A 22157-nucleotide genomic window follows, 5' to 3' on the forward strand; every position below is an offset into this window, starting at 1 on the left:
CCCCGACAGCGGCTGCGTCTCCGGTGCTAATTGCTAGCCCGAAAGGCCGAGTGCGCGACCTGACCTAGGGTTCAATGGGGCGATGGCGAACCCCGCGCCCCAGGTGGCGATCCTCGACGACTACGCGGGCGTGGCACTGCGGCTCGCCGACTGGTCGCCGGTGCAAAGCCGTTCCCATGTGACGGTTTTCGACCGGCACCTGTCCGAGGAGGACGCGGCGGAGGCGCTGCGGCCGTTCGACGTGATCTGCACCCTGCGCGAGCGGATGGCGCTGCCGCGGACGCTGCTCGAGCGGCTGCCCAACCTCAAGCTCATCACCATCGTCGGCAAAAGCCTACCCAACCTGGACATGGCCGCGGCCACGGAGCGGGGGATCCTCGTCGCCCACACCGACTTCACCCATCCGCGATTCCGCTCCGTGCAGGACGCCACGCCGGAATTCGCGTGGGGACTGCTGATCGCCACGGTACGCAACCTGGCCGAGGAACACCGACGCATGCGGGACGGCGGCTGGCAGGTGACGACGGGTCTCACGCTGTCCGGTAAGACGCTCGGCCTGCTTGGCCTCGGACGGGTGGGCCAGCGGATGGCCGGATACGCCAAAGCCTTTGGCATGGAGGTCATCGCGTGGAGTCAGAACCTCACCGCGGACGCCGCCGCGGCGGTCGGCGCGCGCCGGGTCGACAAGGCGGCGCTGTTCGAGGAGTCCGACGTGGTCTCCGTCCATCTGGTGCTCTCGGAGCGCACGCGCGGGCTGGTCGGCGAATCCGAACTCGCCCTGATGAAGCCGCACGCATTCCTGATCAACACGTCGCGCGGGCCGATCGTCGACGAGGCCGCCATGATCGCCGCCCTAACCGCGGGGCGTATCGCCGGCGCTGGGCTTGATGTCTACGACGTCGAACCGCTGCCGCTCGACCACCCGCTTCGATTGCTCCCGAATGTCACCCTGGCACCCCACCTGGGGTATGTCACCCGTGAAATGCTCGGCGCCTTCTACTCCGACACCGTGGAGGCGGTGGTCGCCTGGCTGGACGGCGACCCGATCCGGATCGCCAACCCCGAGGCCTCGCGGGCTTGATCAGCCGCGCTTCCCTCTCCAGTGCGGACTCCTCACCGCTTCCAGCGCCTCGGTGACGTAGCGATGCAGCGGCCACGCCCGACCGGGCCGGCGGACCCATTGCTGGAAGCCGAAATCGGCCGCGGCGAAGGCGAGTTGCACCAGCAGGCCGGGACGCATGTCGGCGTCCGGGTTGACCCCCATGCGCGCGGCGATCAGCTTGGCCGCCCGCTCCTTGTCGGCGGGCGTGTGGACCGTCACCTTGCCGAGCAGATCGGGCGCCACCAGCAGCGCTTCTCGCCACTCGTCGGTGTCGGCCTCCTCGAACGCCCGGGTCCGCGTGACGATGGCGTTGATCAACGCGACATCCGGGGCCTCGTTCGCGGGCCGCTGCTCGAGCAGGTTGACGATCGCGGCCCCGCCATGGCGAACGGGCGCGAGCAGCAGGTCTTCTTTCGTCGGCACATGCCGGAAGAAAGTGCGCGCCGAAACGCCCGCGGCGGCGGCGATCTCCTCCGTGGTGACGGCGTCGTACCCCCGCTCGACGAACAGCCGGAACGCCGCGCGCCGGAGGTCGGCCCGGATCTGTGCGCGCTGCCGATCGCGCAGCGACTCCGGCCTGCCGGGCGCGCTCACCGGAAACAGCCGATCCCGCCGTCGACGTGAATGGTCTGCCCGGTGACGAACGTCGAGTCGGTGCCCAGCAGGAACGCCACCAGCGCGCCCACGTCCGTGCGGACATCGCCGATGCGCTTCATCGGCACGCGTCCCACGGCCTTTTCGTACTCCTTGGGGGCGAACGACTTCCAGAACTTGACGCCGTCTGATTCGGCGAACGGGCAGATGACGTTGACGCGAATGTTGTCGCGCCCCCACTCCAGGGCGGCGACCTTCGACAGGCCCCGGATGGCCTCCTTGGCGGCGGCGTAGCCGCCCCACTTCGGCTCGCCGCCGGTGCCCGTCCCCGAGCCCAGGTTGACGATCGACCCGCCGCCCGCGTCGACCATGACGGGGTATACGGCCTGCATAAGCAGGAAGGTCGCGCGCGGGCCGACCTCGTGGCCGAGCGCGAAGTCTTCGGTGGTGATGTCGACGAACGCCTTGGGTTCGTTGGTGGCGATCGCGTTGTTCACCAGGCCGTGGACCGTACCGAAGGCGTCGACAGCGGCCGTCACGATCCGTTGAGCGCTGTCCGGCTCACGCAGGTCGGCGGTGAGCTTCTCGACGCGACCGATCGCCGAGAGTTCCTCGGCGGTCTTGCCCAGCAACTCGTCCTGGATGTCGACCAGCAGCACCGATGCGCCGCGCTCCAGCAGTGCGGCGGCGGTGCCCTTGCCCACACCCTGGGCGGCGCCGGTGACGACCGCCACGTGGCCGCGCATCGAATCGGGATGCGAGTAGCTCATGTCGCGGGCCCCATCCGGACGGGTACGCCGCGGTGCATCTCGTACGTGCTGCGGGCGCCGCCGGGAAGTTCGATGAACTCGACGGCGGTCCCGTCCGGATCCTTGACGAAAAACATTCGGACGCCGCCGATTTCGAAGGGATCCTGGTCGGGGGCGTAACCGGCCGCGGTGACACGGCGGTGGGTTTCGTCGAGGTCGGTCACCGACAGGGCGACGTTGTGGATTCCGGTGATGCCACGACGTGCCGGCCGGTGATCCGATTTACCCAGCGACAGCAACTCGACCATCAACCCGCCGAGCAGTCCGCCCACCACCCGGCCCTCCTGCTTGCGGGTGGCGTGCAGCACAGCGTCGAAAGGTTCACCGGAGACCAGGGTTTCGAAGACGACCTCCATGCCCAGCAGGTCGCGGTAGAACTCCAGGGCGCGGTCCATGTCGGTCACCCCGACGACGAGGTGGCAGAACGAGACGTCGCCGAGGACGCCGGTCATGACGCGGCGAGGCCGGGAGCGGGGCGACCGGCGAACAGGGGCAGGTCGAGGTAGGTCTTGATGCCGGGTTCGGCGGCGCAGACGTCGGGGATCGCGTTGACGCAATGGTTGGCCGTGGCCACCACGCCGGGATTCTTCACCAGCCCTTCGGCGATCGTCTCGGGTTGCAGGCCCTTGAAGGTGAGGCACACCGTGGGATCGCCGGTGATCTCGACCTCGAACCGTTCGCCGCGCCCACCGAAATCCCAGGCCGGGTCCAGGTTTTCCTCGCCCATCAACCAGTTGACCGCCGCCGTGATCACGGGTTCGCCGTCCACCATGGCCTGCCAGCGGAACCGGCGCGCGGCCACGGCTCCCGTCGTGATCGGGAACGGGGCGTAGTCGATGTCGGCGGTCGCGACCGCGACGTCCTGGATGGTCCTGATGTTGGGGTCGATGCGAAATCCCATGTGGTCGGCGATCATTCGAACCGACTGTTTGAAGCCCCCGTCCAGCAGGCCGGCCATGGGGCCCTGCATGGCCTCCTCGGGGGTGCCGCCGAAGCCCATGATGTGGCGCACGACGTCCGGGGCGTTGTAGGTGCGGATGTCGGAGAACTCCTCGGCGCGGATATGGGTGACGCCCGACGAGAGCGAGGACAGCATCAGCGGGAACCGCTCCGTGATGCCGCCGGGGTGGATCCCCGAACCGTGCAGGGTCACCCCGCCCTGGAGCGCGGCGTCCGCGACGGCCCGGTGCCGCGAGTTGGCGGGGTCGGGGTAGACCCAGCCGACCGGGGTGACGACGTTCTTGCCGGATCGCAGGATCGCGATGACCTCGTCGTCGTTGGGCACCAACGGGCTGTACACGACGCAGTCGGCGTCCAGCGCCAGGATCTCCTCAGCGCTGGAGGTGGCGGTGACCCCGAGGTCCGCGGTTCCCAGGATCCGGCCGACGTCGAGGCCGTCCTTGTCCGCCGAGTGCACCCAGCAACCGGCCAGCTCCAGCTGCGGATGATTGAGCACACACGCGATGGCCGCCTTGCCGACGCCCCCGGTCGCCCATTGGATGACGCGGATCTTGGACGGACTGCTCATCTGGGTGACCTCCGAATCGCATGGCTTTACACGCCGATGACCGGAATGGCACAGTATGACCCGCTGACAGTGACTGTCAACATCGGCGTTAGGAAGGCCTGTCATGAGTGTCCTGGACGGCAAAGTCGCGATCGTGACGGGAACCAGCCGCGGTGTGGGCGTCGGCATCGCCCATGAACTGCTCCGCGCCGGCGCCACCGTCATCGGCTGTTCCCGTTCGCCCCTCGACGCCCTTCCCGGCGTCGAACCCGATTGGGCGCAGCGCGCCTCGCAGAAGGTCTGCGACCAAGGGGACTGCCGTGCGATCGACTCCTTCGTCGCCGATGTCGTCGCCGAGCACGGCCGCATCGACATCCTGGTGAACAATGCCGGCGGCACCGTTCCGGCCCCGCACGCGGAGAGCATTCCTCAACTGGTGCAACGCATTCAGGGGGCGCCGGCGAGCGACGACGAGTATGAGCGCACGGCGCTGTTTCACGCGTTCGCGGTACAGATGAACCTGATCAGCCCGCTGTGGTTCGCGATCCGCGCGTACCGGCAGATGCGCACCCAGGACGGCGTCGGTTGCATCATCAACATCTCCAGCGGGGCCGGGCATCCGGCGGGGTCACCGACGTTGGTCTCCTACGGCGCCGCCAAGAGCGGGCTCAACCATCTCACCCGGTCGCTGGCGCAGGAGTGGGGGCCCGAGGTCCGGGTCAACTGCATCGCACTGGGACCGACCATGACCGAGAACTTCCGGTCGTTCGTGCTGCCCAAAGACGACCCCACCGGCGCAAAGTATTTCGCGGCCGTCCCGCTGCGCCGGGCGGGCGAACCGGCGGAGGTGGGCAGGGTCTGCGTCTTCCTCGCCAGCGGCGAGGCCGACTTCGTCAACGGCACCACCATCGAGCACGACGGTGGCATGTTGCCCGGCGTCCTGTACGAAGCGGGCCTGAAGACCATCACCGATCTGCTGTAATCGTCTTTCATGAGCCATTCTCTGGAGCCCACTCCCGAACAGTTCGCGGCCCTGGCCACCCGGCCCGCCGGCGAGCCGGTGGTGATGGTCAACCTGCTGAAGTTCAAGAGCCCGGGCGGACGGGAGTCCTACCAGCGCTACGCCCTGGAGGTCGCGCCGCACCTGCGGCGCGTGGGTGCCACCGTCCGTTATGTGGGGACCGCGCCGACCTTCGTGATAGGGGATGGCGAAAAGCCTTGGTGGGACGCGATTCTGGTCGTCGAATACCCGACGCCGCAGGCATTCATGGACATGGTGAGCACGCCGGAGTACGCGAAAGTGCACGAACATCGCGCCGCCGGGCTCGACCGCGGCGACCTGATCGCGACATCGGTGTGGTCGCTGGCGCCCGAATAAAGGGTGCTAGCGGGTTCGCGCACCGTCGCGTGTAATTGGTGGATGGAACTGATGATGCCCACCGACGCGATATTTCTGCTCGGAGAGTCGCGCGAACATCCCATGCACGTCGGTGGCTTGCAGTTGTTCGAGATGCCGGACGGCGCCGGTAGCGGCTTCGTCCGGGATCTCTATGACCGGTTGATCGCGCAGGACGATTTCCAGCCCACCTTCCGCAAGCATCCGGCGACATTCGTAGGCGGAATCGCCAGCCTGGGCTGGTCCTACGACAAAGACGTCGACGTCGACTACCACGTCCGGCGATCGGCGGTGCCGTCGCCGGGGCGTATCCGTGAGTTGCTCGAGCTGACTTCCCGGTGGCACAGCAGCCTGTTGGATCGTCACCGTCCCCTGTGGGAGACGCACATCGTCGAGGGCTTCAAGGATGGCCGGTTCGCGATCTACACCAAGGTTCACCATGCACTGATCGACGGCGTCTCCGCGCAGAAGCTGATGCAGCGGGCGTTGTCGACTGACCCCGGCGACACCGAGATTCGCGCGCCGTGGAGCCTGCCCAAAGGCAAGCGCAAGAGCAGCCCGGTGAGCCCCTTGCGCTCGGTGCTGCATGCGGCGGGATCCGTTGCGGCACTCGCCCCGTCGACGATCTCGCTGGCCCGCGCGGCGCTGCTCGAGCAGCGGCTGACCCTGCCCTTCGGGGCCCCGCGCACCATGCTCAACGTCAAGATCGGCGGGGCGCGTCGGTGCGCCGCGCAGTCATGGTCGCTGGACCGCATCAAAGGCGTCAAGAAGGCCGCCGGGGTGACCGTCAACGATGTCGTGCTGGCGATGTGTTCGGGCGCCCTGCGCACCTACCTGCTCGAGCAGAACGCCCTGCCGGACACCCCGCTGATCGCGATGGTTCCGGTGAGCCTGCGCACCGAGGACGAGGCCGACGCCGGGGGCAACCTCGTCGGCGCCATCCTGTGCAATCTCGCCACCGACACCGACGACCCCGCGCAGCGACTGCAGACCATCAGCGATTCGATGCGCCGTAACAAGACGGTGTTCTCGCAGCTGCCCCGCTTCCAGGCGCTGGCGCTGTCCGCGGCCAACACGTCGGCGTTGGCCCTGGCCGCCGTACCGGGCTGGGTGGCGTCCACGTCGCCGCCGTTCAACATCATCATCTCGAACGTGCCGGGACCCACGCAGCCGATCTACTACGGCGGCGCCCGCCTCGACGGCAACTACCCGCTGTCCATCGCGCTGGACGGCCAGGCGCTGAACATCACCCTGGCCAACAACGCCGGCAACCTGGACTTCGGCCTGGTGGGCTGCCGGCGCAGCGTGCCGCACCTGCAGCGCCTGCTCGCGCACCTGGAGTCGTCGCTCAAGGACCTGGAACGTTCGGTCGGGTCCTGAGCGGATGCCGAAGCTCAGTGCGGGGGTGCTGCTGTACCGGACCCGCGACGGCGTCGTGGAGGTCCTGATCGCGCATCCGGGCGGCCCGTTCTGGGCGCGAAAAGACGACGGGGCCTGGTCGATTCCCAAAGGCGAGTACGCCGACGGAGAGGATCCGTGGGTCGCCGCGCAACGCGAGTTCTCCGAAGAGCTCGGGCTTTCGGTACCGGCGGGGCCCCGGCTGGACCTCGGACAGCTCAAACAGTCCGGCGGCAAGGTGGTCACCGCTTTCGCCGTGCGCGGCGACCTCGACGTGACCGACGCGCGCAGCAACACCTTCGAATTGGAATGGCCGAAGGGCTCGGGCACGGTGCGGGAGTTCCCGGAGGTCGATCGGGTGGGCTGGTTTACGGTGGCGCAGGCGCGCGCCAAGCTGCTGAAGGGCCAGTTGGGTTTTCTGGATCGATTGACGGCACATCCGGACGTGACGGCATCGCACGAAGGGACCTGACATGCGGACATCCCGGCCGGCCGCCGCCGCGGGCACAATGGCCGCATGACAACCGCGCCGACCGACTCCCAGGAGTTGCTGCTGCAGCTGCTGGACCCGGCCAACCGGCCCGACCCGTATCGGCTCTGTGCGCAGTTTCGCGACGGCGGGGCGTTGTCGCTGCCCGACGCCAACCTTGCGGTGTTCTTGCGTTACCGAGACTGCGACGAAGTGTTGCGGCACCCGTCGTCGAGCAGCGACAACGTCAACTCGACGGTCGCCAAGCGCCAGGCCGAGGCCGGAACGGCACCGCGCCGACAGGGACCGCCGGGCTTCCTCTTTCTCGATCCGCCGGACCACACCCGCCTGCGCAGGCTGGTCAGCAAGGCCTTCGCGCCCAAGGTGGTGAGCGCGCTCGAGCCCGACATTCGTTCGCTGGTCGACGGAATGCTCGATCGGGTCGCCGACGAGGGCCATTTCGAGGTCGTCGACGATTTCGCCTACCCACTGCCGGTGGCGGTGATCTGCCGGCTGCTCGGTGTGCCGCTCGACGACGAGCCACAGTTCGGCCGTGCGTCGGCGTTGTTGGCTCAGGCGCTGGACCCGTTTTCCACGATCACCGGCGTGCCGCCGGACATCGCGAAGGAACGACAACAGGCCGGGGCGTGGCTGCGCGAATACTTCCACGGGCTGATCGAGCGCCGCCGTTCACAACCCGGCGACGACCTGCTGTCGGGCCTGATCGCCGTGGAGGAGTCCGGCGATCAACTCACCGAGGAGGAGATCGTCTCCACCTGCAACCTGCTCCTGATCGCCGGACACGAGACCACGGTTAATCTCATCGGGAACGCGGTGCTGGCAATGCTGCGCAATCCCGGGCAGTGGGGCGCCCTGGGCGCCGACCCCGGCCGGGCGCCGGCGATCGTCGAAGAGACGTTGCGCTACGACCCGCCCGTGCAGCTGGTGGGCCGAATCGCGCTCGCGGACATGACGATTGGTGGCGTGGACGTGCCGGCGGGCGACGTCATGATGCTCCTGCTCGCCGCGGCTAATCGTGATCCCGCGGAATTCGATCGGCCCGATGTGTTCGACCCGGACCGGACGGGGTTGCGACACTTAGGCTTTGGCCGGGGCGCGCACTACTGCCTGGGCGCCCCGCTGGCCCGGCTGGAGACCGCCGTGGCGCTGTCGGCGGTAACGGCACGCTTCCCGGGCGCGCGACTGAGCGGAGAGCCGCAATATAAGGCCAACGTCACGCTGCGTGGGCTGTCGCACCTGCCCGTCGCGATTTAGCTCAGCCGCGTTCCCATGGCGGGTCTTCGCCCATTTTCTCGTAGTACTTGGCCAAGTGGCTCTTGACTCGATCGACGTCCGTCTTCGGCAGGTCGATGCCGCCGCGCGCGCCGTCCATGATGGCCCCCGCGGCCATCACCCCGCGGGGCACGGCCTTGAGGTCGCCGTCGACGACATCGGCGATCAACAGCTTGTACGCCGTGAAGTTGCCCTTCTTGCCGTTGTCGTACCAGACGTGCGCGTCGCGGTACTTCTCGTTGGGCTCGTCTTCGGCGTCCGCCCAATTGCGGACCCGCTTCTCGGCGGCTGCACCGTCCCACTTGCGGTCGCGATCCGCCAGGGGAAGGTCCTGAAACGCTGTCACTGACATGTCGTTCGCGTGCCCACGCCCCGCGGGTATTAAACGTGCCCGTGCCGCGGGTTATGCACAGTTCGAAGTTTGTCCACAGGCGAGTGGTTGGGCGGTGCCCGGCGTCCCGACTACCGCCTACTATCGAAAATATGTTCGATCTCAGGCTGCCGTCAGTCGAGGAGCTGGCGCGCGCCGAGGACGCCGAAGTGGCCGCCGCCATCTCCGCGTGCGCGCGGGCGGAGGCGGCGGCCGCGGCGTGCCGGCTGGCGGCCATCGCGGAACTAGTGGAGCGCCATGCCGACGGGCCAACCAGCTCCGCGCATTGGTCCTGTGACAACTGGGATGCCATGGCCGCGGAAGTCGCAGCGGCGCAAAACATCAGCCACGCGATGGCTTCGGGGCAGATGTATCTGGCTGCCGCGTTGCGCAACCGGCTGCCCCGGGTGGCGGCGCTCTTCGCCGAGGGCGCGATCAGTGCCCGGCTGGCGGCGACCATGGTCTGGCACACCGATCTCGTCAAAGACGCCGACACACTGCACTTGATCGACACCGCCCTGGCGGAAGACGCTGCGCGGTTCGGGCCGATGTCGACAAGCAAGACCGCGCAAGCCATCGACGTCGTGGTGGACCGCCACGATCCCGGGGCTTTGCGGCGCACTCGCGCCGCGGCCCGCAGCCGCGACGTCGTCATCGATCAATCCGATGGCGAGTCGGGCACCGCCGCCATGTGGGGGCGGCTCTATGCGCACGATGCGGCCATGTTGGACCGGCGCCTGCTGCAAATGGCCGGGGAAGTGTGCGGAGAGGATCCGCGCACCGTCGCTCAGCGCCGCGCCGACGCGTTGGGAGCCCTGGCCGTGGGCGCTCGCCGGCTCGCGTGTGGTTGTGGCAACACGGACTGCCCCGCCCGCGTCGAGAAGGACGAGCGGGCCGCCGGCGTGGTGATCCACGTCGTCGCCGACGCTTCGGCGCTGGAGGCCGACACGGATCCGCACATGTCGGGGGAGCGGCGGTCCCGTCCCATCACAGACCAGACGACCCTGGCGGAGGCGCTGGCCCCCGACCCCGAGCCCGACGTCCCCGATCCCCGGCCGCCCGCGCTGATCCCTGGCGGCGGCGTGATACTGCCGGCGCAGGTCGCCGAGCTGATCCGTGGCGGGGCCAAAGTGCAGCCGGTGCGCCATCCATCCGACGCAGCGGCCGAGCCGGGCTACCGGCCGTCGGCCGAGCTGGAGCGGTTCATCCGGTGCCGGGACATGACGTGCCGGTTCCCCGGTTGTGATCGACCCGCCGAATTCACCGACATCGATCACACGGTGCCCTACCCGCTGGGCCCCACCCACGCGTCCAACCTCAAGTGCCTGTGCAGGAAGCATCACCTTCTGAAGACTTTCTGGACGGGTTGGCGCGATGAGCAACGGCCGGACGGCACCGTGGTCTGGGTGTCTCCGACCGGGCAGACGTACACCACCCGTCCGGGCAGCCGGCTGTTGTTTCCTGTGCTGTGTTTGCCGACGGGCGAATTACCCAGTGCGCCAGCGAATTACCGCGGCCCCGGCGATCGCGGGGTCATGATGCCCGTGCGCCGGCGGACCCGACAACAAGACCGGGCCCGCCGCATCGATGCCGAACGCGCGCTCAACGCCGCCCGCATCGCCGAACGCAACCAGCCGCCGCCCTTCTAGCCCGGTCCCAGCCCGGGCACGATGTCACCGAGGCTGAAGGTGACCGGCTGCTCGAGTTGTTCGTACGTGCACGAACGCGGGTCACGGTCCGGCCGCCACCGGTTGAACTGCGCGGTGTGCCGAAACCGCCGGCCCTCCATATGGTCGTAGCGGACCTCGACCACGCGCTCGGGTCGCAACGGCACGAACGAAAGATCCTTGCCCGCGTTCCAGCGGGAGAATTCGTTCTTGCGCGGCGTGCGTTCGCCCGCCTCGTGGGCGGCCCAGTTCCACGGGTGATCCTCGAAATCGGTGACGAGCGGCTGCAGCTCGGCAAACAGGCGCCGCCGCTCGGCCATCGGAAAGGCGCCGATGACCCCGACGGACGCCAGCTGGCCGTCATCCTGGTACAGCCCGAGCAGCAGCGAGCCGATCGAGTCACCGCCCGACTTGTGTACGCGATAGCCGGCGACCACGCAGTCCGCGGTCCGCTCGTGCTTGATCTTGAACATGACCCGCTTGTCGGGCTGATAGGTGACGGTCAGCGGCTTGGCGATGACACCGTCGAGGCCGGCTCCCTCGAATTCGTCGAACCAGCGCCGCGCGACGTCGATGTCGGTGGTGGCCGGGGTGACGTGGATCGACGGGCCGGAGTTTCCCACCGCCTCGACGAGCGCGGCGCGTCGCTCGCTGAACGGTCGCCGCGTGTAGTCGTCGTCGCCCAGCGCGAGCAAGTCGAACGCGACGAAGGACGCTGGCGTGGTTTCGGCGAGCAGCCGCACCCGCGAATCCGCCGGGTGGATGCGTTGTTGTAAAGCCTCGAAATCCAGGCCGTGGGCGGTCGCGATGACGATCTCCCCGTCGATCACGCAACGCTCGGGCAACTCCGCCCGGGCGGCGGCCACCAGCTCGGGAAAATAGCGCGTCATGGGCCGCTCGTTGCGACTGCCGAGCTCCACCTCCTCCCGGTCACGGAAGCAGATCGACCTGAACCCGTCCCATTTGGGCTCGTACGACGCGTCTGGTGGGATCGACCGCACCGATTTGGCGAGCATCGGCGACACCGGGGGCATGACAGGGAGGTCCATAGGCCGATTGTGCTGGAATCGTCGGTATGGCTGCTGCAGAAGAGCTCGACGTCGACGGTATTGCGGTGCGCCTGACCAACCCGGACAAGGTCTATTTCCCCGAGTTGGGCTCCAAAGGCACCAAGCGGCGACTCGTGGAGTACTACCGAACCGTGGCCGTTGCAGCCGGAAGCCCGATGCTCGCCGCGCTCCGCGACCGGCCGACCCATCTGCAGCGGTTCCCGGATGGCATCGACGGCGAGGAGATCTACCAGAAACGCATCCCCCGGCACCATCCCGACTACCTGCAGACCTGCCGCGTGACGTTTCCCTCGGGACGCACTGCGGACGCGCTCAAGGTCACGCACCCCTCGGCGATCGTGTGGGCGGCGCAGATGGGCACCATCACCTTGCATCCCTGGCAGGTGCGTTGCCCGGACACCGACCATCCCGACGAGTTGCGCATCGACCTGGATCCTCAGCCCGGTGTCGCCTTCGCGCAGGCGCGTACGGTTGCCGTCGACGTGCTGCGGCCGTTACTCGACGAGCTCGGTCTGGTGGGCTACCCCAAAACCTCCGGCGGCCGGGGAATCCATGTCTTCCTGCGGATCGCCACCGAGTGGGACTTCACCGAGGTGCGGCGCGCCGGCATCGCGCTGGCCCGCGAAATCGAGCGCCGCGCGCCCGAGGAGGTCACCACGTCGTGGTGGAAAGAGCAGCGCGGCGAGCGCATCTTCATCGACTTCAATCAGAACGCGCGGGATCGCACCATGGCGTCGGCCTACTCGGTGCGGCCAACCCCGACGGCGACGGTGTCGACGCCGCTCAGCTGGGACGAGCTGGCGAGCGCCGAACCCGACGACTACACCATCGCGTCCGTTCCCGACCTGATGAAGGGGCGCGAAGACCCCTGGGCGGCAATGAACGACGCGACGCAGTCGATCGCGCCCCTGCTGGAAATGGCCGAGCACGACGAGGAGCGCGGACTGGGGGACATGCCGTATCCGCCGAACTACCCGAAAATGCCCGGCGAGCCGAAACGCGTTCAGCCGAGCCGGGATACGGACCTGAAGGGGGATGGCGGCCGCTGACCGGCCGGACCCTATGGTAGTTGTGCCCCAGAAACGACCCCTCGAAGTCATCTGGCGGACCCGACGCTTCTGGGGCAACAACTTTCAGCACAACTCTACTGCTGACTTTCTGCCCTGGCGAGACAACAGCGCAGATTTCAGGAGATTCCTGCTGCCGACCGGCCGTGGCGCCGGACCTGCTCCGCAAGGACGCGCCCGAGAGCGGCGCGCCGAACCATCGGGAAGGCTTGAGGCACAAGTCACTTCAACGTAGCGAGGCGCGTCGTACGGGGGACGGTTGGCCGCCGCCACCCGACGGCGCGACGGCGGCCAACCGTGAACTGGTGATGCCTTGGGGGCAGCTCTACGGCGTGCAGCTGATCCCAGTAGTGCTGCTGGTGCACGAGATGGTAGGCAGCGTGCATCCGGAGCTTGTCAATGCGGTGAAGCCCAGGACCAGGCCGAGAACGACTTTGTACTTCAAACGAGACATGAACACTCCGTTCGCCAATGAACAAATGTTTCGCCCGAGGGAAGCTATTTTACGTGAGCCCAATGCGGAATGGTGTGGGATTCAACGAATTTGGGCCGATTTCCCACTAGCCGATGAACGCACGACAACCTGTCCGCGATAGGTGGTGGGCTCGATTCCCTTGTGCCACAACATGGAAGAGATTCGTCACAGTGACCGATGCGCTTGGTTCGGCTCGGCGAACGCTGCAACGAATCAACGGATTCCGGCACCTTGCGCACCCCAAAGATCGAGTATGCGGGAACCGGCACGGCTTCACTTCGCCTTTCCCGCAGGCAAGCCAGCAAGAAGTGAGCCAGGTGCCTACTGCTGCCAAAACGCTTGATAGCCAAGCACCTTCATCAATCCAGATAGCAGCAAGGCGAGGTGCGCTGACTGGCACGCTTAGGCAACGACGTGCCTCTCGGTGGGTCTATGAGCGGACCACGCCGAGTAGGGCGTGCCAGTAGCGCCACCCCCTCGAAGGCTTCCGGCCTATCCCGTGCAGGTTATTCCGGTCGTGGCCGTGCTGCAGTCGATGGTCAGCGGTACCGTGCAACCGGAGCTGGCCAATGCGGTGGCGGCCAGGATCAGGCCGAGAGCAATCTTGTACTTCATGCGTGACATGAACCACTCCATCCGTTAGAGGGAAGATGTACGCCCGAGGTGAGCAATATTACGTGAGTGCAATGCGGAACACGATGGGATTCACCAAATTTCCGGCGATCCACACGTCGATAGTCTGGAAGCGGGCCATCGGCTTCGGCTGAACCGCCGCGCGCCGCGGGTCAAATCCGCTGCCGGCGGGCGGCTTTCAACCTATTTGGCATTCATTTCTTCCGGCGAAGTCCACACGGGGTAGACGGGCCACGACATGAAGCGCATACCATCCGGCCTGTATCTAAAGCGATTCAACCGAGGCCAAACGCATTCGTGCGAGCCGAGATACGTACCGTAGGTCTTGAAATCCGCGCTTGCAGCGTCTCGTGGTATGGGTAATGTCGAGGCATATCGTGCCGGTCAACTCGGTTGGGCGCGTCGGCACCGAACGCACGGACCGCACCGCCAGCTTCGCTCTTGCCACCCTCTTCGTAGGTTGAATGCATTTCAGGCGCGGCACGCCGCAGCGGATCCGGACTTAGATTTCAAATTCGGCCAACCCGACCGGGAAAAGTAAACTTTGCCGCTATGCCCGTGGCAATTCGTGCGTGGTGCGTGGTCTCGGCCCTCGCGCTGTCGGCGGCAGGTGTCACCATGGCGGCGCAAGCGCCGGCTGAGCCGAGCGGCACCGGCGACCGGCTGATCGGCTGGGACACTTACCGCCGACTGGATCGGTTGCCGTATCTACGCTCCGACACCCAGGCCTTGCAGCTTTCCAGCTTCGATCGCAGCGGTGGCGATTTCGACCTTTCCACCGGAAATCGCAACGGCACCGGGGGGTGTTTGGCCGACGGCGGTGCCGGCTGCGTCATCGCGGAGGATCGTGGCGCCGGCGAGGTGGATTCGATCTGGCTCACCCGCGACGGTGGCAAGGTGACCCGGATCGGAAACATCCGCGTCGAACTGGACGGACGGACGGTCTTGGACGCTCCGCTGCAGTCGGTCGTCAACGGTGCGCTGGGCGCGCCATTCGAATGGCCACTGGTGGCCAACGCGACTCAGTCGCCGGGCGGGGTGTACGTCAAGGTGCCCATGCCCTACCGCCAGTCGATGCGCGTCAGCGTCGCATCGAACCTTGAGTACTACCACGTCGATTACCGTCAATTCCCGACGGCCGACGGCGTGACCACCTTCTCGCCCGCCGACCCGGCCCGCGACGTGCTCGCCACGCTGCGCAAGGCGGGCACGGCCGATCCCAAACCGGCCGGACCCGCCGGCGCTCATGACAAGCGGACAGTGGAACTGCCGGCCGGGGCGGAGGTGACGATCGCGGAAGCGACCGGTCCGGCCGGCGTTTCGGCGATACGCCTGCAACTCCCCGAACCCACGGACCAACTCCTGGGTGGCCTACGGCTGCAGATGGACTTCGACGGCCGGACCACGGTCGACTCCCCACTCGGGGAATTCTTCGGCGCCGGACTCGGCGTCGCCACCGTGCGGTCGCTGATGTTCGCCGCGGTCCCCGACCCGGGCGGATCGTTGTCCTTGTCCGCGTGGTGGCCGATGCCCTTCGCCCACGACGCTCGCATCACCCTCGTGAACACCACCGACGAACCGGTAGACGCAATCGCGACCGACGTGACGATCACGCCCGACGCCCGCTGGGCGCCTGCGCTGGCCACCGGTCGCGCCGGCTATTTCACCGCCCGGTCCCACGCCGCGCCGACGATGCCGGGCCAGGATTGGCTGTTCGCCGACGAACGGGGCCACGGGAAGTTCGTGGGTGTCAGCCACACCATTCGCGGCTTCCGGATCAAGACCGCGTTCAGCGACGCCGCTCCGTACTTTCTGGAAGGAGCCGAGCGCGTGTACACCGACGGCGCCGCGTCGCCGCAGTGGTATGGCACCGGCACCGAGGACCTCTACGAGGGCGGCTGGTATTTCAAGGACGGCACCCGCTTCACCGACCCGCTCACCGGACAACCCGATCGGCGCACCGCCACCGCCGGCTGCCCGGACTACTGCGTCGCCGTCTACCGGCTCATGCTCGCCGACGCCATCGACTACCACTCCGCGCTCCGCTTCGGCATCGAGCACGGCAAACGCAACATGGTCCAACCCGATTACAGCTCAACCGCTTTCCTCTACACACAACCGAATGACACGCTGGCGCCCGGCGACGAGCTCCGCCCCGCCGACCCCGTCAGCCGGCTCCTGCACGGCTACGCCGACGCCGACGCCTCGGACCGGTTGTTGGTCAGCGAATACGAGGGCGCCGAAGACACCCGTCCGGTCGTCGGGTCGGTCCGCGCCACCAACGCCGCGATCACCTTTCACGTCGACACCGACCCGGGCAACCGCGGCATCCTGTTGCGCCGCACGTCGGACCAAGCGGACGGCTTCCAATCCGCGGACGTCGCCATCGACGGCGTTCCGGTCGGGAACTGGCTGCAGCCGCGGGCCAACACTTTTCACCGCTGGCTCGACGACACCTACCTGTTGCCGCCGTCGGCAACCGCAGGCAAGGCGCAGCTGACGGTCACCCTCACGCCCGCGCCCGATTCCCCGCCCTGGACGGCGAGCCGCTATCAGGTGGAAACACTCTCGGGGCCAACCGACTAGACGGGCGCCGACCGCATCACCCGGGTGGCGAGGAGGGCCGCCACCACGCCCGCCAACCCACCGAGGGCCGCCACCGGCGACGACCACCCGGAGAGCACGAAATAGCCGAAGGTGGCGCCGACGGCGAGCAAGGCCGCGTGCGCGGGCGTCCAGCGCGCGATCGACGGCAACCGGAACGACAAGCCCATGCCCAGCAGCAGTGCCAGCACGTGACCGAACGCGGTGAAGTCCGCGTCGGCCGTCGCCACCAGCGCGACACCCAGCCACCACCCGACCCAGGCCGCACGCCAGCGCAACGGTATCGATGCGGTCAGGGCACCCAGCACGCATGCCGCGCCGTAGCTGATCCCCACGTCGGTGGCCCGCGCGACCGAGAACGGCAGCCATCCCGTTTCCACCGCCGCGACCAGACCGACCGCGACGATCACGGTGGCGCCGATGTGGCCGACGGCAAAGGTGACCAACAGACCCCTGCCGCGCCAGATGAGTTCGCCCAGCGCCAGCAAGCACACCAGCCCGGGCAACCAGAGATAGACGTCGCCGCCGTCGCTGACGAACGCGCTACCTACCAGGCTGCCCAGGTGGCCGTGCGCCAGGTTGTGCAGGTTGGTGCTCATTTCGCGGACGACGGCGGCCCGGGTGCGCGCACCCAGCGCCGTCAGGGTGACCGAGACCGCGAGCAGCAACAAGGCGTACGCCGCCGTGACGCGCAACCGGTCGGCACGCAGCCGAGCCTGATTGCCGGGCGCCGTCATTGGCCGTTCCAGCCGCGATCTCGGGCCAGCAGGTCGGCCACGGTCTCCCGGCGCACCAGTTCCCGGGACCGGCCGCCGGAGACCGCGACCAGCGGCGGGCGGCCCACCAGGCTGCGGCTCGACTCCGTCGAGTGCTGATAGGCGCCGGTGCAGGCCACCGCCAGCAGGTCCCCGGGCCGGACGTCCGCGGGCAACGCGACGTTGCGGGCGATCTCGTCGCCGTCGCCATGCCGGCCCACGACCGTGACGGGTGCGGTCGCGGTTGGCCGGTGCCGATTGGCCAGAGCCACCGTGTGTTTCGCGCCGGGCCGCTCGGTGCCGAGGATGTCGCCCGTGCCGCCGTCCACCGCGACGAAGGTGTGCCCGCCGGGCTGCCGTTTGACGGCGATCACCCGGCACAGCATCATCCCGGCGCGCGCGGCGATGGCCCGACCCGGCTCGATCACGATTTTCGGGCGCGGGAATTCGTAGTCCGCACAGGCGGATTCGAGTGCGGCGTCGATGGTGGCCCGAAGCGACCGCAGGTTGAGTTCCGGGTCGCCGGAAAGGTAGGGGACACCGTGTCCGCCGCCGAGGTTGAGTTCGGTGAGCACGACCTGATGGCGGTCGCGGACCTCGGCCATCACGCCGATCATCTGGCGGATCGCCTCACCGTAACGCGCGGCGTCGCTCAGCTGCGATCCCAGCCGGCAGTGCAGACCCACCAGATTCAGCCACGGCTGGCCCAGGACGCGTCTGATGGCGCCGGCGGCCAGGCCACCCGACAAGGCGAAGCCGAACTTCTGGTCGACGGCCCCGACGTCGGGGATGACGCCGAGCAGGACACGCTGGGGGTGACGCACCCGGCAGGCGAGCAGCGAGACCTCGCTCGGCGTGTCGATGACGATCCGTCCGACCCCGGCGGCGACCGCGTCGTACAGCTCGGCCGCCGTGATGACGCCGTCCAAGATGATTTGTGCCGGCGGGACGTCGGCGGCCAGGGCGGTGGCCAGCTCGCCGGCCGAGCACACGTTGACGCCGGCCCCTTCGTCCGCGGCCCAGCGCGCGACGTCGACGCTCAACAGCGCCCTGCCCGCGTAGATCAGCTCGGCGTCGGGCAGCGTCGCGCGATAGCAGCGGATGCGGGCCCGGAAATCCTCCTCGTCCACCACGTAGGTGGGGGTGCCGAACTCGGCGGCGACATCGTCGGCGGCCACGTCGCCCACGCACAGCCGGCCCCGGTCGTCGACGTAGGCGCTCAGCGGCCAGACCGCGCGATCGAGGTGCGGGTTCAGCCCGTGCCTCACCGAGGGAAGCAGCTCGAAGAGCGTCATACCTCCACGGTGCCGGTCGGATCGCACGCGTGCCGCGCTCTTAACGAAGCCTTCACACCCGGGCGGTAGATCTTCACAGATCCGGAACACCGGGCGCGAACGGGGCGATCACCGCGTGGGCGTCTTGACTGCCCCGGTCCCCGCTGCTAGACATGGGTTCGCCAGGAATTTGGGCGATCGCCCAAAGTGGAGGTGAAAAGCAGCGATGACGGTCACCAGCGGCACGGACGTCTACTACGACCCCTATGACACCGGCATCATCGCCGACCCGTACCCGACCTACGCGCGGCTGCGCGAAGAGGCGCCGATCTACTACAACGAGCGCTACGACTTCTGGGCGTTGTCAAGGCATTCCGACGTCGAGCGGGCGCTGGCCAACTGGGAGACGTTCTCCAACAAGCGCAGTGACATCCTCGAGCTCATCCAGTCCAAGTTCGACATGCCAGGCGGGGTGATGATGTTCCAGGATCCGCCGGAGCACACCAGGCTGCGCGGCCTGATGTCGCGCGTGTTCACCCCGCGCCGGATGGCGGCACTCGAGGACCAGATCCGCCGATACTGCGTGCGGTGTCTGGACCCGCTGGTCGGTTCCGGGGGCTTCGACATCATCGCCGAGCTGGCCTCGATGATGCCGATGCGGGTGATCGGGATGCTGTTGGGAATCCCGGAGTCCGAACAGGTTTCGGTGCGCGACGCCAACGACGCCAACCTTCGCACCAAGCCGGGCGCACCGCTGAAGGTCGCGGACGCCGACGCGATCGCCGACGGCCGGATCTACGCCGACTACGTGGAATGGCGGTCCAAGAACCCCTCCGACGACCTGATGACGACGCTGCTCAACGTCGAGTTCGACGACGAGCACGGTGTGCACCGGAAACTGACGCGCAAGGAGGTGCTGCACTACACGCAGGTGGTCGCCGGGGCGGGCAACGAGACGACGGGCCGGCTGATCGGCTGGCTGGCCAAGGTGCTCGCCGAGCATCCCGACCAGCGGCGCGCGGTCTACCAGGATCGGTCGCTGCTGACCCGCACCGTCGACGAGACGCTGCGATTCGAACCGACGGGACCGCACGTCGCCCGCTGGATGGCGAGGGATTTCGAGTGCTACGGCACCACGGTTCCAGCCGGCAGCGCCATGCTGCTGCTGTTCGGCGCCGCCAACCGTGACCACCGCCGGTACACCGATCCCGACATCTACGACATCCGCCGTGACAACATCTCGCACATCACGTTCGGAAAGGGCGTGCACTACTGCCTCGGCGCCAACCTGGCCCGCCTCGAGGGCCGCGTCGCGCTGGACGAGATCCTCAACAGATGGCCCGAGTGGGAAATCGACTACGACACCGCGAGATTGGCGCCGACGTCGACGGTGCGGGGCTGGGAGCGGCTACAGGTGGTCCTGCCCTGAGTCAGGTGGGCGCCTCGTATCGGTCGATGAGTCGGTTGACCAGCGCGATGGCGTCGGCGTGGCCGCGCGTGGCACCGAGGGAATCCTCCAGGATGACGGCGCGGCCGATCGCGGCGATGACCACCGCGAGACCCGCCGGCGGGAATTCGACTGCGTCGAGGCCATTCTCGCGAACGATCTCGTCCAGCGCGGCGATCTGCATGTCGCGCCACCGCTGGAACCAAGCCGCGATCTCGGCCCGGATCTCCTTGCGGTGGTTGGCAAGTCCCATGAATTCCTGCAGCAACCGGGCATCCTTGGGCGCGACGAGGGTGTCCCACAGGGCATGCAGGGGGCGATCGGACGCCAGCGCCTCCTGCTGGCGATCGAGGTAAGCGGCCGCCCCGCGCCTGAATACGTCGAGGTAGAGCTCGTCCATCGTGGGGAAGTAGTAGTGCACCAGCGCCGCTTTGACCCCGGCTTGGGCGGCCACCCGGCGCGAGGTCGCCGCGGCGTACCCCTCCTCGACCATGACCTGAACCGTCGCGTCGATCAGCAGGTCCCGAGTCGTCGAGTCCCTGGCCATCACCGGACCCTAATTTGGGCGGTCGCCAAGAATCAACAAGGCTCTTGATTAGAAGATCGAGGACCGGGGAATGGTTCACGGCAACCGTTCAGAAAGTGAAGGAACAATGGCTCCCAGTTTCTCCGACGTCATCCAATCCAAGTACCTGCTGCTGACGACGTTCACCAAGGACGGCCGCCCCAAGCCGACCCCGATCTGGGGTGTGCCGGAGGGCGACAAGCTGCTGGTGATCACCGACGACGGGTCGTGGAAGACCAAGCGGATCAACAACACGCCCCGGGTGACGATCGCCAAGAGCGCCGCGTTGGGCAAGCCCAAGAGCGAAGAGGTCGAGGGCGTGGCCCGGGTGCTGCCGAAGTCCGAGACGCGCCGCGTCTACAACGCCGTGCTCAAGCGGTACTGGTACCACGCCTGGTGGTTCTACGCGCACTCGATCGTCCGGGGCGGCATCGACAAGGTGCACGTGGGGCTCGAGATCAAGCCGGCCGGCTAGCGTCGCTGCGGGGATCGATCAAGATCTTCGCGTGCGCCTCGGGATCACCGAGTGCATCAAACGCGGCTTCGACGCCGGACAACCCGACCGTCCCGGTGATCAGCGGCGCGACGTCGACCTTGCCGTCGGCGAGCATGTGCAGGGTGTCGCGGAACTCGAGAGGCGTGTAGCCGAGCACGAAGCGCAGGTCGATCTCTTTGTTGATCGCCATCGCCGGCCGAATGTGGTCGGATCCCATGCAGACCCCCACGACGACGACACGCGAGAACAGCGGTGCGCCGGCGATGATGCCGTCGATGATTCCTGGGACACCCACGCATTCGAAGATGACCGGGTGCTTGGGGGTTGCCGCGCCGGCGGCCTCGGCGGCGCGCCACACGTGCCACCACGGCAGCCGCAGTCGTTGCAGTTTCTCGATCGTGCCGACCGCGAGGTCGAACGCCTCCAGAATGCCCTGCAGATGCTTGCCGCCGGCCTCGGTCGCGTAGGGCGAGTCCTGCGCGGGGTCGACGACGATATCGGCGCCGCAGGCCGTCGCCAGCGCGCGCCGGCCCGCAGAGAAGTCGCTGGCGATCACCGTGCGCACGCCGTGCGCCTTGAGCATGCAGATCACGGCGAGACCGATTGGCCCGCAGCCGATCACGATCGCCACGTCACCCTTCTTCACCTCGCCGCGCCGGACGGCGTGCCACCCGACGGCCATCGGCTCGGTCAACGCGGCGATCTGCGGGGACAACCCGTTCGGCACGGCGAACGTCAGCGACCGCTCGACGAGGAGTTGCTCGGCGTAGGCCCCGGGTGCCATGGTCGACAGCCCGATCCCGTGCACCTCCTTGCCGCGCCGCAGCAGCGGCAGGGCCACGACCGGGGTGCCGGGTCGCGGGGCTTTGCGCGTGCCCGGCCCGTAATCGAGTACCTCGCCGCAGAATTCGTGGCCGAAGACGACGTGCTGGTCTGATCGCATGAACGCGTCGTAGCCGGATTCGGCCATCACGTCGGCGAGCTCGTCGCAATGGTGGCGGGCGTGCAGGTCGGATCCGCAGATGCCACACCTGAGGACCTCGATCAGCAGCTGGCCCTTGGCCGGCGTGGGTGTCGGCAGGTCAACGACATCCAGCTTCCCGTTGGTGCACGTCACGCTTTTCATTGCGCTATCCCCGTTCGGCTTGTGTCCGCGAGTGTGGCGT

The 22157-nt window shown here is 67.7% G+C and carries 22 protein-coding genes; 11 read left to right on the forward strand and 11 right to left on the reverse strand.

What is annotated here, in order from left to right; genetic code table 11:
- Nucleotides 1–82: 82 nt before the first annotated feature.
- A complete protein-coding gene (locus tag AWC03_RS14140) occupies nt 83–1081 on the forward strand; it encodes a D-2-hydroxyacid dehydrogenase family protein (protein WP_085241234.1) in 999 nt (332 codons plus the stop codon).
- Here the strand turns inward: AWC03_RS14140 and AWC03_RS14145 are convergent, their stop codons facing one another.
- The 4 genes from AWC03_RS14145 to AWC03_RS14160 are packed head-to-tail and all read right to left on the reverse strand — an operon-like array spanning nt 1082 to nt 4033.
- On the reverse strand, nt 1082–1696 hold the full coding sequence (locus AWC03_RS14145; protein WP_085241236.1) for a TetR/AcrR family transcriptional regulator: 615 nt from the start codon (nt 1694–1696) through the stop codon (nt 1082–1084).
- The gene (locus tag AWC03_RS14150; RefSeq protein WP_085241238.1) at nt 1693–2466 is read right to left on the reverse strand and encodes an SDR family NAD(P)-dependent oxidoreductase; all 774 of its coding nucleotides are present in this window, start codon (nt 2464–2466) and stop codon (nt 1693–1695) included. The genes AWC03_RS14145 and AWC03_RS14150 overlap by 4 nt, the downstream gene beginning before the upstream one ends.
- Nucleotides 2463–2957 carry a VOC family protein gene (locus tag AWC03_RS14155; RefSeq protein ID WP_085241240.1) on the reverse strand — a complete coding sequence of 165 codons (495 nt, stop codon included), beginning with the start codon at nt 2955–2957 and terminating at the stop codon, nt 2463–2465. Before AWC03_RS14155 ends, AWC03_RS14150 begins: the two co-directional genes overlap by 4 nt.
- Complete coding sequence (locus AWC03_RS14160) at nt 2954–4033, reverse strand: NAD(P)H-dependent amine dehydrogenase family protein (protein ID WP_085241241.1); 1080 nt, start codon at nt 4031–4033, stop codon at nt 2954–2956. The genes AWC03_RS14155 and AWC03_RS14160 overlap by 4 nt, the downstream gene beginning before the upstream one ends.
- Nucleotides 4034–4136: 103 nt before the next feature.
- Between AWC03_RS14160 and AWC03_RS14165 the strand changes: the two genes are divergently transcribed.
- From AWC03_RS14165 to AWC03_RS14185, 5 genes are read left to right on the forward strand one after another with little or no spacing between them, the layout of a single operon-like run.
- Nucleotides 4137–4994, forward strand: coding sequence for an SDR family NAD(P)-dependent oxidoreductase (locus AWC03_RS14165; RefSeq protein ID WP_085241243.1), 858 nt, complete (start codon nt 4137–4139; stop codon nt 4992–4994).
- Nucleotides 4995–5003: 9 nt separating this feature from the next.
- The gene (locus tag AWC03_RS14170) at nt 5004–5390 is read left to right on the forward strand and encodes a DUF1330 domain-containing protein (RefSeq protein WP_085241245.1); all 387 of its coding nucleotides are present in this window, start codon (nt 5004–5006) and stop codon (nt 5388–5390) included.
- A 42-nt stretch (nt 5391–5432) separates the two neighbouring features.
- Nucleotides 5433–6788 carry a WS/DGAT/MGAT family O-acyltransferase gene (locus tag AWC03_RS14175; RefSeq protein WP_085241246.1) on the forward strand — a complete coding sequence of 452 codons (1356 nt, stop codon included), beginning with the start codon at nt 5433–5435 and terminating at the stop codon, nt 6786–6788.
- Nucleotides 6789–6792: 4 nt separating this feature from the next.
- Complete coding sequence (locus AWC03_RS14180; protein ID WP_085241247.1) at nt 6793–7278, forward strand: NUDIX hydrolase; 486 nt, start codon at nt 6793–6795, stop codon at nt 7276–7278.
- A gap of 45 nt (nt 7279–7323) precedes the next feature.
- Nucleotides 7324–8550: a cytochrome P450 gene (locus AWC03_RS14185; protein WP_085241249.1), complete on the forward strand. Its 1227-nt coding sequence runs from the start codon at nt 7324–7326 to the stop codon at nt 8548–8550.
- Between the two features lies 1 nt (nt 8551).
- Here AWC03_RS14185 and AWC03_RS14190 read toward each other — a convergent pair whose 3' ends face one another.
- A complete protein-coding gene (locus tag AWC03_RS14190; RefSeq protein WP_085241251.1) occupies nt 8552–8920 on the reverse strand; it encodes a hypothetical protein in 369 nt (122 codons plus the stop codon).
- A 131-nt stretch (nt 8921–9051) separates the two neighbouring features.
- On the opposite strand from AWC03_RS14190, the gene AWC03_RS14195 reads away from it, so the two are divergent.
- Nucleotides 9052–10587, forward strand: a complete 1536-nt coding sequence (locus tag AWC03_RS14195; protein ID WP_085241253.1) for an HNH endonuclease signature motif containing protein — start codon at nt 9052–9054, stop codon at nt 10585–10587.
- Here AWC03_RS14195 and AWC03_RS14200 read toward each other — a convergent pair.
- Nucleotides 10584–11654: an ATP-dependent DNA ligase gene (locus AWC03_RS14200; RefSeq protein WP_085241255.1), complete on the reverse strand. Its 1071-nt coding sequence runs from the start codon at nt 11652–11654 to the stop codon at nt 10584–10586. The two genes, AWC03_RS14195 and AWC03_RS14200, sit on opposite strands and share 4 nt — an antisense overlap.
- Nucleotides 11655–11680: 26 nt before the next feature.
- Here AWC03_RS14200 and ligD point away from each other — a divergent pair, with 26 nt between their 5' ends.
- Nucleotides 11681–12724 carry a non-homologous end-joining DNA ligase gene (ligD, locus tag AWC03_RS14205; protein WP_085241256.1) on the forward strand — a complete coding sequence of 348 codons (1044 nt, stop codon included), beginning with the start codon at nt 11681–11683 and terminating at the stop codon, nt 12722–12724.
- 985 nt (nt 12725–13709) lie between these two features.
- On the opposite strand, the gene AWC03_RS28125 is transcribed toward ligD, so the two are convergent.
- Nucleotides 13710–13841, reverse strand: coding sequence for a hypothetical protein (locus AWC03_RS28125; protein ID WP_276327146.1), 132 nt, complete (start codon nt 13839–13841; stop codon nt 13710–13712).
- A gap of 627 nt (nt 13842–14468) precedes the next feature.
- Here AWC03_RS28125 and AWC03_RS14210 point away from each other — a divergent pair.
- Nucleotides 14469–16436, forward strand: a complete 1968-nt coding sequence (locus AWC03_RS14210) for a glycoside hydrolase family 172 protein (protein ID WP_244275239.1) — start codon at nt 14469–14471, stop codon at nt 16434–16436.
- On the opposite strand, the gene AWC03_RS14215 is transcribed toward AWC03_RS14210, so the two are convergent.
- Together AWC03_RS14215 and AWC03_RS14220 are read right to left on the reverse strand one after the other, a co-directional pair.
- Nucleotides 16433–17191: a rhomboid-like protein gene (locus AWC03_RS14215; RefSeq protein ID WP_085241260.1), complete on the reverse strand. Its 759-nt coding sequence runs from the start codon at nt 17189–17191 to the stop codon at nt 16433–16435. The two genes, AWC03_RS14210 and AWC03_RS14215, sit on opposite strands and share 4 nt — an antisense overlap.
- A complete protein-coding gene (locus AWC03_RS14220) occupies nt 17188–18504 on the reverse strand; it encodes a diaminopimelate decarboxylase family protein (RefSeq protein ID WP_085241262.1) in 1317 nt (438 codons plus the stop codon). The genes AWC03_RS14215 and AWC03_RS14220 overlap by 4 nt, the downstream gene beginning before the upstream one ends.
- A 205-nt stretch (nt 18505–18709) precedes the next feature.
- Here AWC03_RS14220 and AWC03_RS14225 point away from each other — a divergent pair, with 205 nt between their 5' ends.
- A complete protein-coding gene (locus tag AWC03_RS14225; protein WP_085241264.1) occupies nt 18710–19912 on the forward strand; it encodes a cytochrome P450 in 1203 nt (400 codons plus the stop codon).
- A gap of 1 nt (nt 19913) precedes the next feature.
- Here the strand turns inward: AWC03_RS14225 and AWC03_RS14230 are convergent, their stop codons facing one another.
- Nucleotides 19914–20477: a TetR/AcrR family transcriptional regulator gene (locus tag AWC03_RS14230; protein WP_085241266.1), complete on the reverse strand. Its 564-nt coding sequence runs from the start codon at nt 20475–20477 to the stop codon at nt 19914–19916.
- Between the two features lie 106 nt (nt 20478–20583).
- Here AWC03_RS14230 and AWC03_RS14235 point away from each other — a divergent pair, with 106 nt between their 5' ends.
- Complete coding sequence (locus AWC03_RS14235; RefSeq protein WP_085241267.1) at nt 20584–20970, forward strand: PPOX class F420-dependent oxidoreductase; 387 nt, start codon at nt 20584–20586, stop codon at nt 20968–20970.
- Here AWC03_RS14235 and AWC03_RS14240 read toward each other — a convergent pair.
- Nucleotides 20954–22117 carry a zinc-binding dehydrogenase gene (locus tag AWC03_RS14240; protein WP_085241269.1) on the reverse strand — a complete coding sequence of 388 codons (1164 nt, stop codon included), beginning with the start codon at nt 22115–22117 and terminating at the stop codon, nt 20954–20956. The genes AWC03_RS14235 and AWC03_RS14240 overlap by 17 nt on opposite strands.
- Nucleotides 22118–22157: the final 40 nt, after the last annotated feature.

This window comes from Mycobacterium europaeum (assembly GCF_002102155.1).
Lineage (GTDB): Bacteria > Actinomycetota > Actinomycetes > Mycobacteriales > Mycobacteriaceae > Mycobacterium > Mycobacterium europaeum.

Excerpts from the sequence above, each read along its gene's own strand:
- AWC03_RS14180 (WP_085241247.1), top strand. The coding sequence starts at position 6,793 with ATGCCGAAGCTCAGTGCGGGGGTGCTGCTGTACCGGACCCGCGACGGC.
- AWC03_RS14240 (WP_085241269.1), bottom strand. The coding sequence starts at position 22,117 with ATGAAAAGCGTGACGTGCACCAACGGGAAGCTGGATGTCGTTGACCTG.
- AWC03_RS14160 (WP_085241241.1), bottom strand. The coding sequence starts at position 4,033 with ATGAGCAGTCCGTCCAAGATCCGCGTCATCCAATGGGCGACCGGGGGC.
- AWC03_RS28125 (WP_276327146.1), bottom strand. The coding sequence starts at position 13,841 with ATGTCACGCATGAAGTACAAGATTGCTCTCGGCCTGATCCTGGCCGCC.
- AWC03_RS14170 (WP_085241245.1), top strand. The coding sequence starts at position 5,004 with ATGAGCCATTCTCTGGAGCCCACTCCCGAACAGTTCGCGGCCCTGGCC.
- AWC03_RS14200 (WP_085241255.1), bottom strand. The coding sequence starts at position 11,654 with ATGGACCTCCCTGTCATGCCCCCGGTGTCGCCGATGCTCGCCAAATCG.
- AWC03_RS14140 (WP_085241234.1), top strand. The coding sequence starts at position 83 with ATGGCGAACCCCGCGCCCCAGGTGGCGATCCTCGACGACTACGCGGGC.
- AWC03_RS14215 (WP_085241260.1), bottom strand. The coding sequence starts at position 17,191 with ATGACGGCGCCCGGCAATCAGGCTCGGCTGCGTGCCGACCGGTTGCGC.
- AWC03_RS14220 (WP_085241262.1), bottom strand. The coding sequence starts at position 18,504 with ATGACGCTCTTCGAGCTGCTTCCCTCGGTGAGGCACGGGCTGAACCCG.
- AWC03_RS14230 (WP_085241266.1), bottom strand. The coding sequence starts at position 20,477 with ATGGCCAGGGACTCGACGACTCGGGACCTGCTGATCGACGCGACGGTT.
- AWC03_RS14150 (WP_085241238.1), bottom strand. The coding sequence starts at position 2,466 with ATGAGCTACTCGCATCCCGATTCGATGCGCGGCCACGTGGCGGTCGTC.
- AWC03_RS14165 (WP_085241243.1), top strand. The coding sequence starts at position 4,137 with ATGAGTGTCCTGGACGGCAAAGTCGCGATCGTGACGGGAACCAGCCGC.
- ligD (WP_085241256.1), top strand. The coding sequence starts at position 11,681 with ATGGCTGCTGCAGAAGAGCTCGACGTCGACGGTATTGCGGTGCGCCTG.
- AWC03_RS14235 (WP_085241267.1), top strand. The coding sequence starts at position 20,584 with ATGGCTCCCAGTTTCTCCGACGTCATCCAATCCAAGTACCTGCTGCTG.
- AWC03_RS14225 (WP_085241264.1), top strand. The coding sequence starts at position 18,710 with ATGACGGTCACCAGCGGCACGGACGTCTACTACGACCCCTATGACACC.
- AWC03_RS14155 (WP_085241240.1), bottom strand. The coding sequence starts at position 2,957 with ATGACCGGCGTCCTCGGCGACGTCTCGTTCTGCCACCTCGTCGTCGGG.
- AWC03_RS14210 (WP_244275239.1), top strand. The coding sequence starts at position 14,469 with ATGGCGGCGCAAGCGCCGGCTGAGCCGAGCGGCACCGGCGACCGGCTG.
- AWC03_RS14195 (WP_085241253.1), top strand. The coding sequence starts at position 9,052 with ATGTTCGATCTCAGGCTGCCGTCAGTCGAGGAGCTGGCGCGCGCCGAG.
- AWC03_RS14185 (WP_085241249.1), top strand. The coding sequence starts at position 7,324 with ATGACAACCGCGCCGACCGACTCCCAGGAGTTGCTGCTGCAGCTGCTG.
- AWC03_RS14190 (WP_085241251.1), bottom strand. The coding sequence starts at position 8,920 with ATGTCAGTGACAGCGTTTCAGGACCTTCCCCTGGCGGATCGCGACCGC.
- AWC03_RS14175 (WP_085241246.1), top strand. The coding sequence starts at position 5,433 with ATGGAACTGATGATGCCCACCGACGCGATATTTCTGCTCGGAGAGTCG.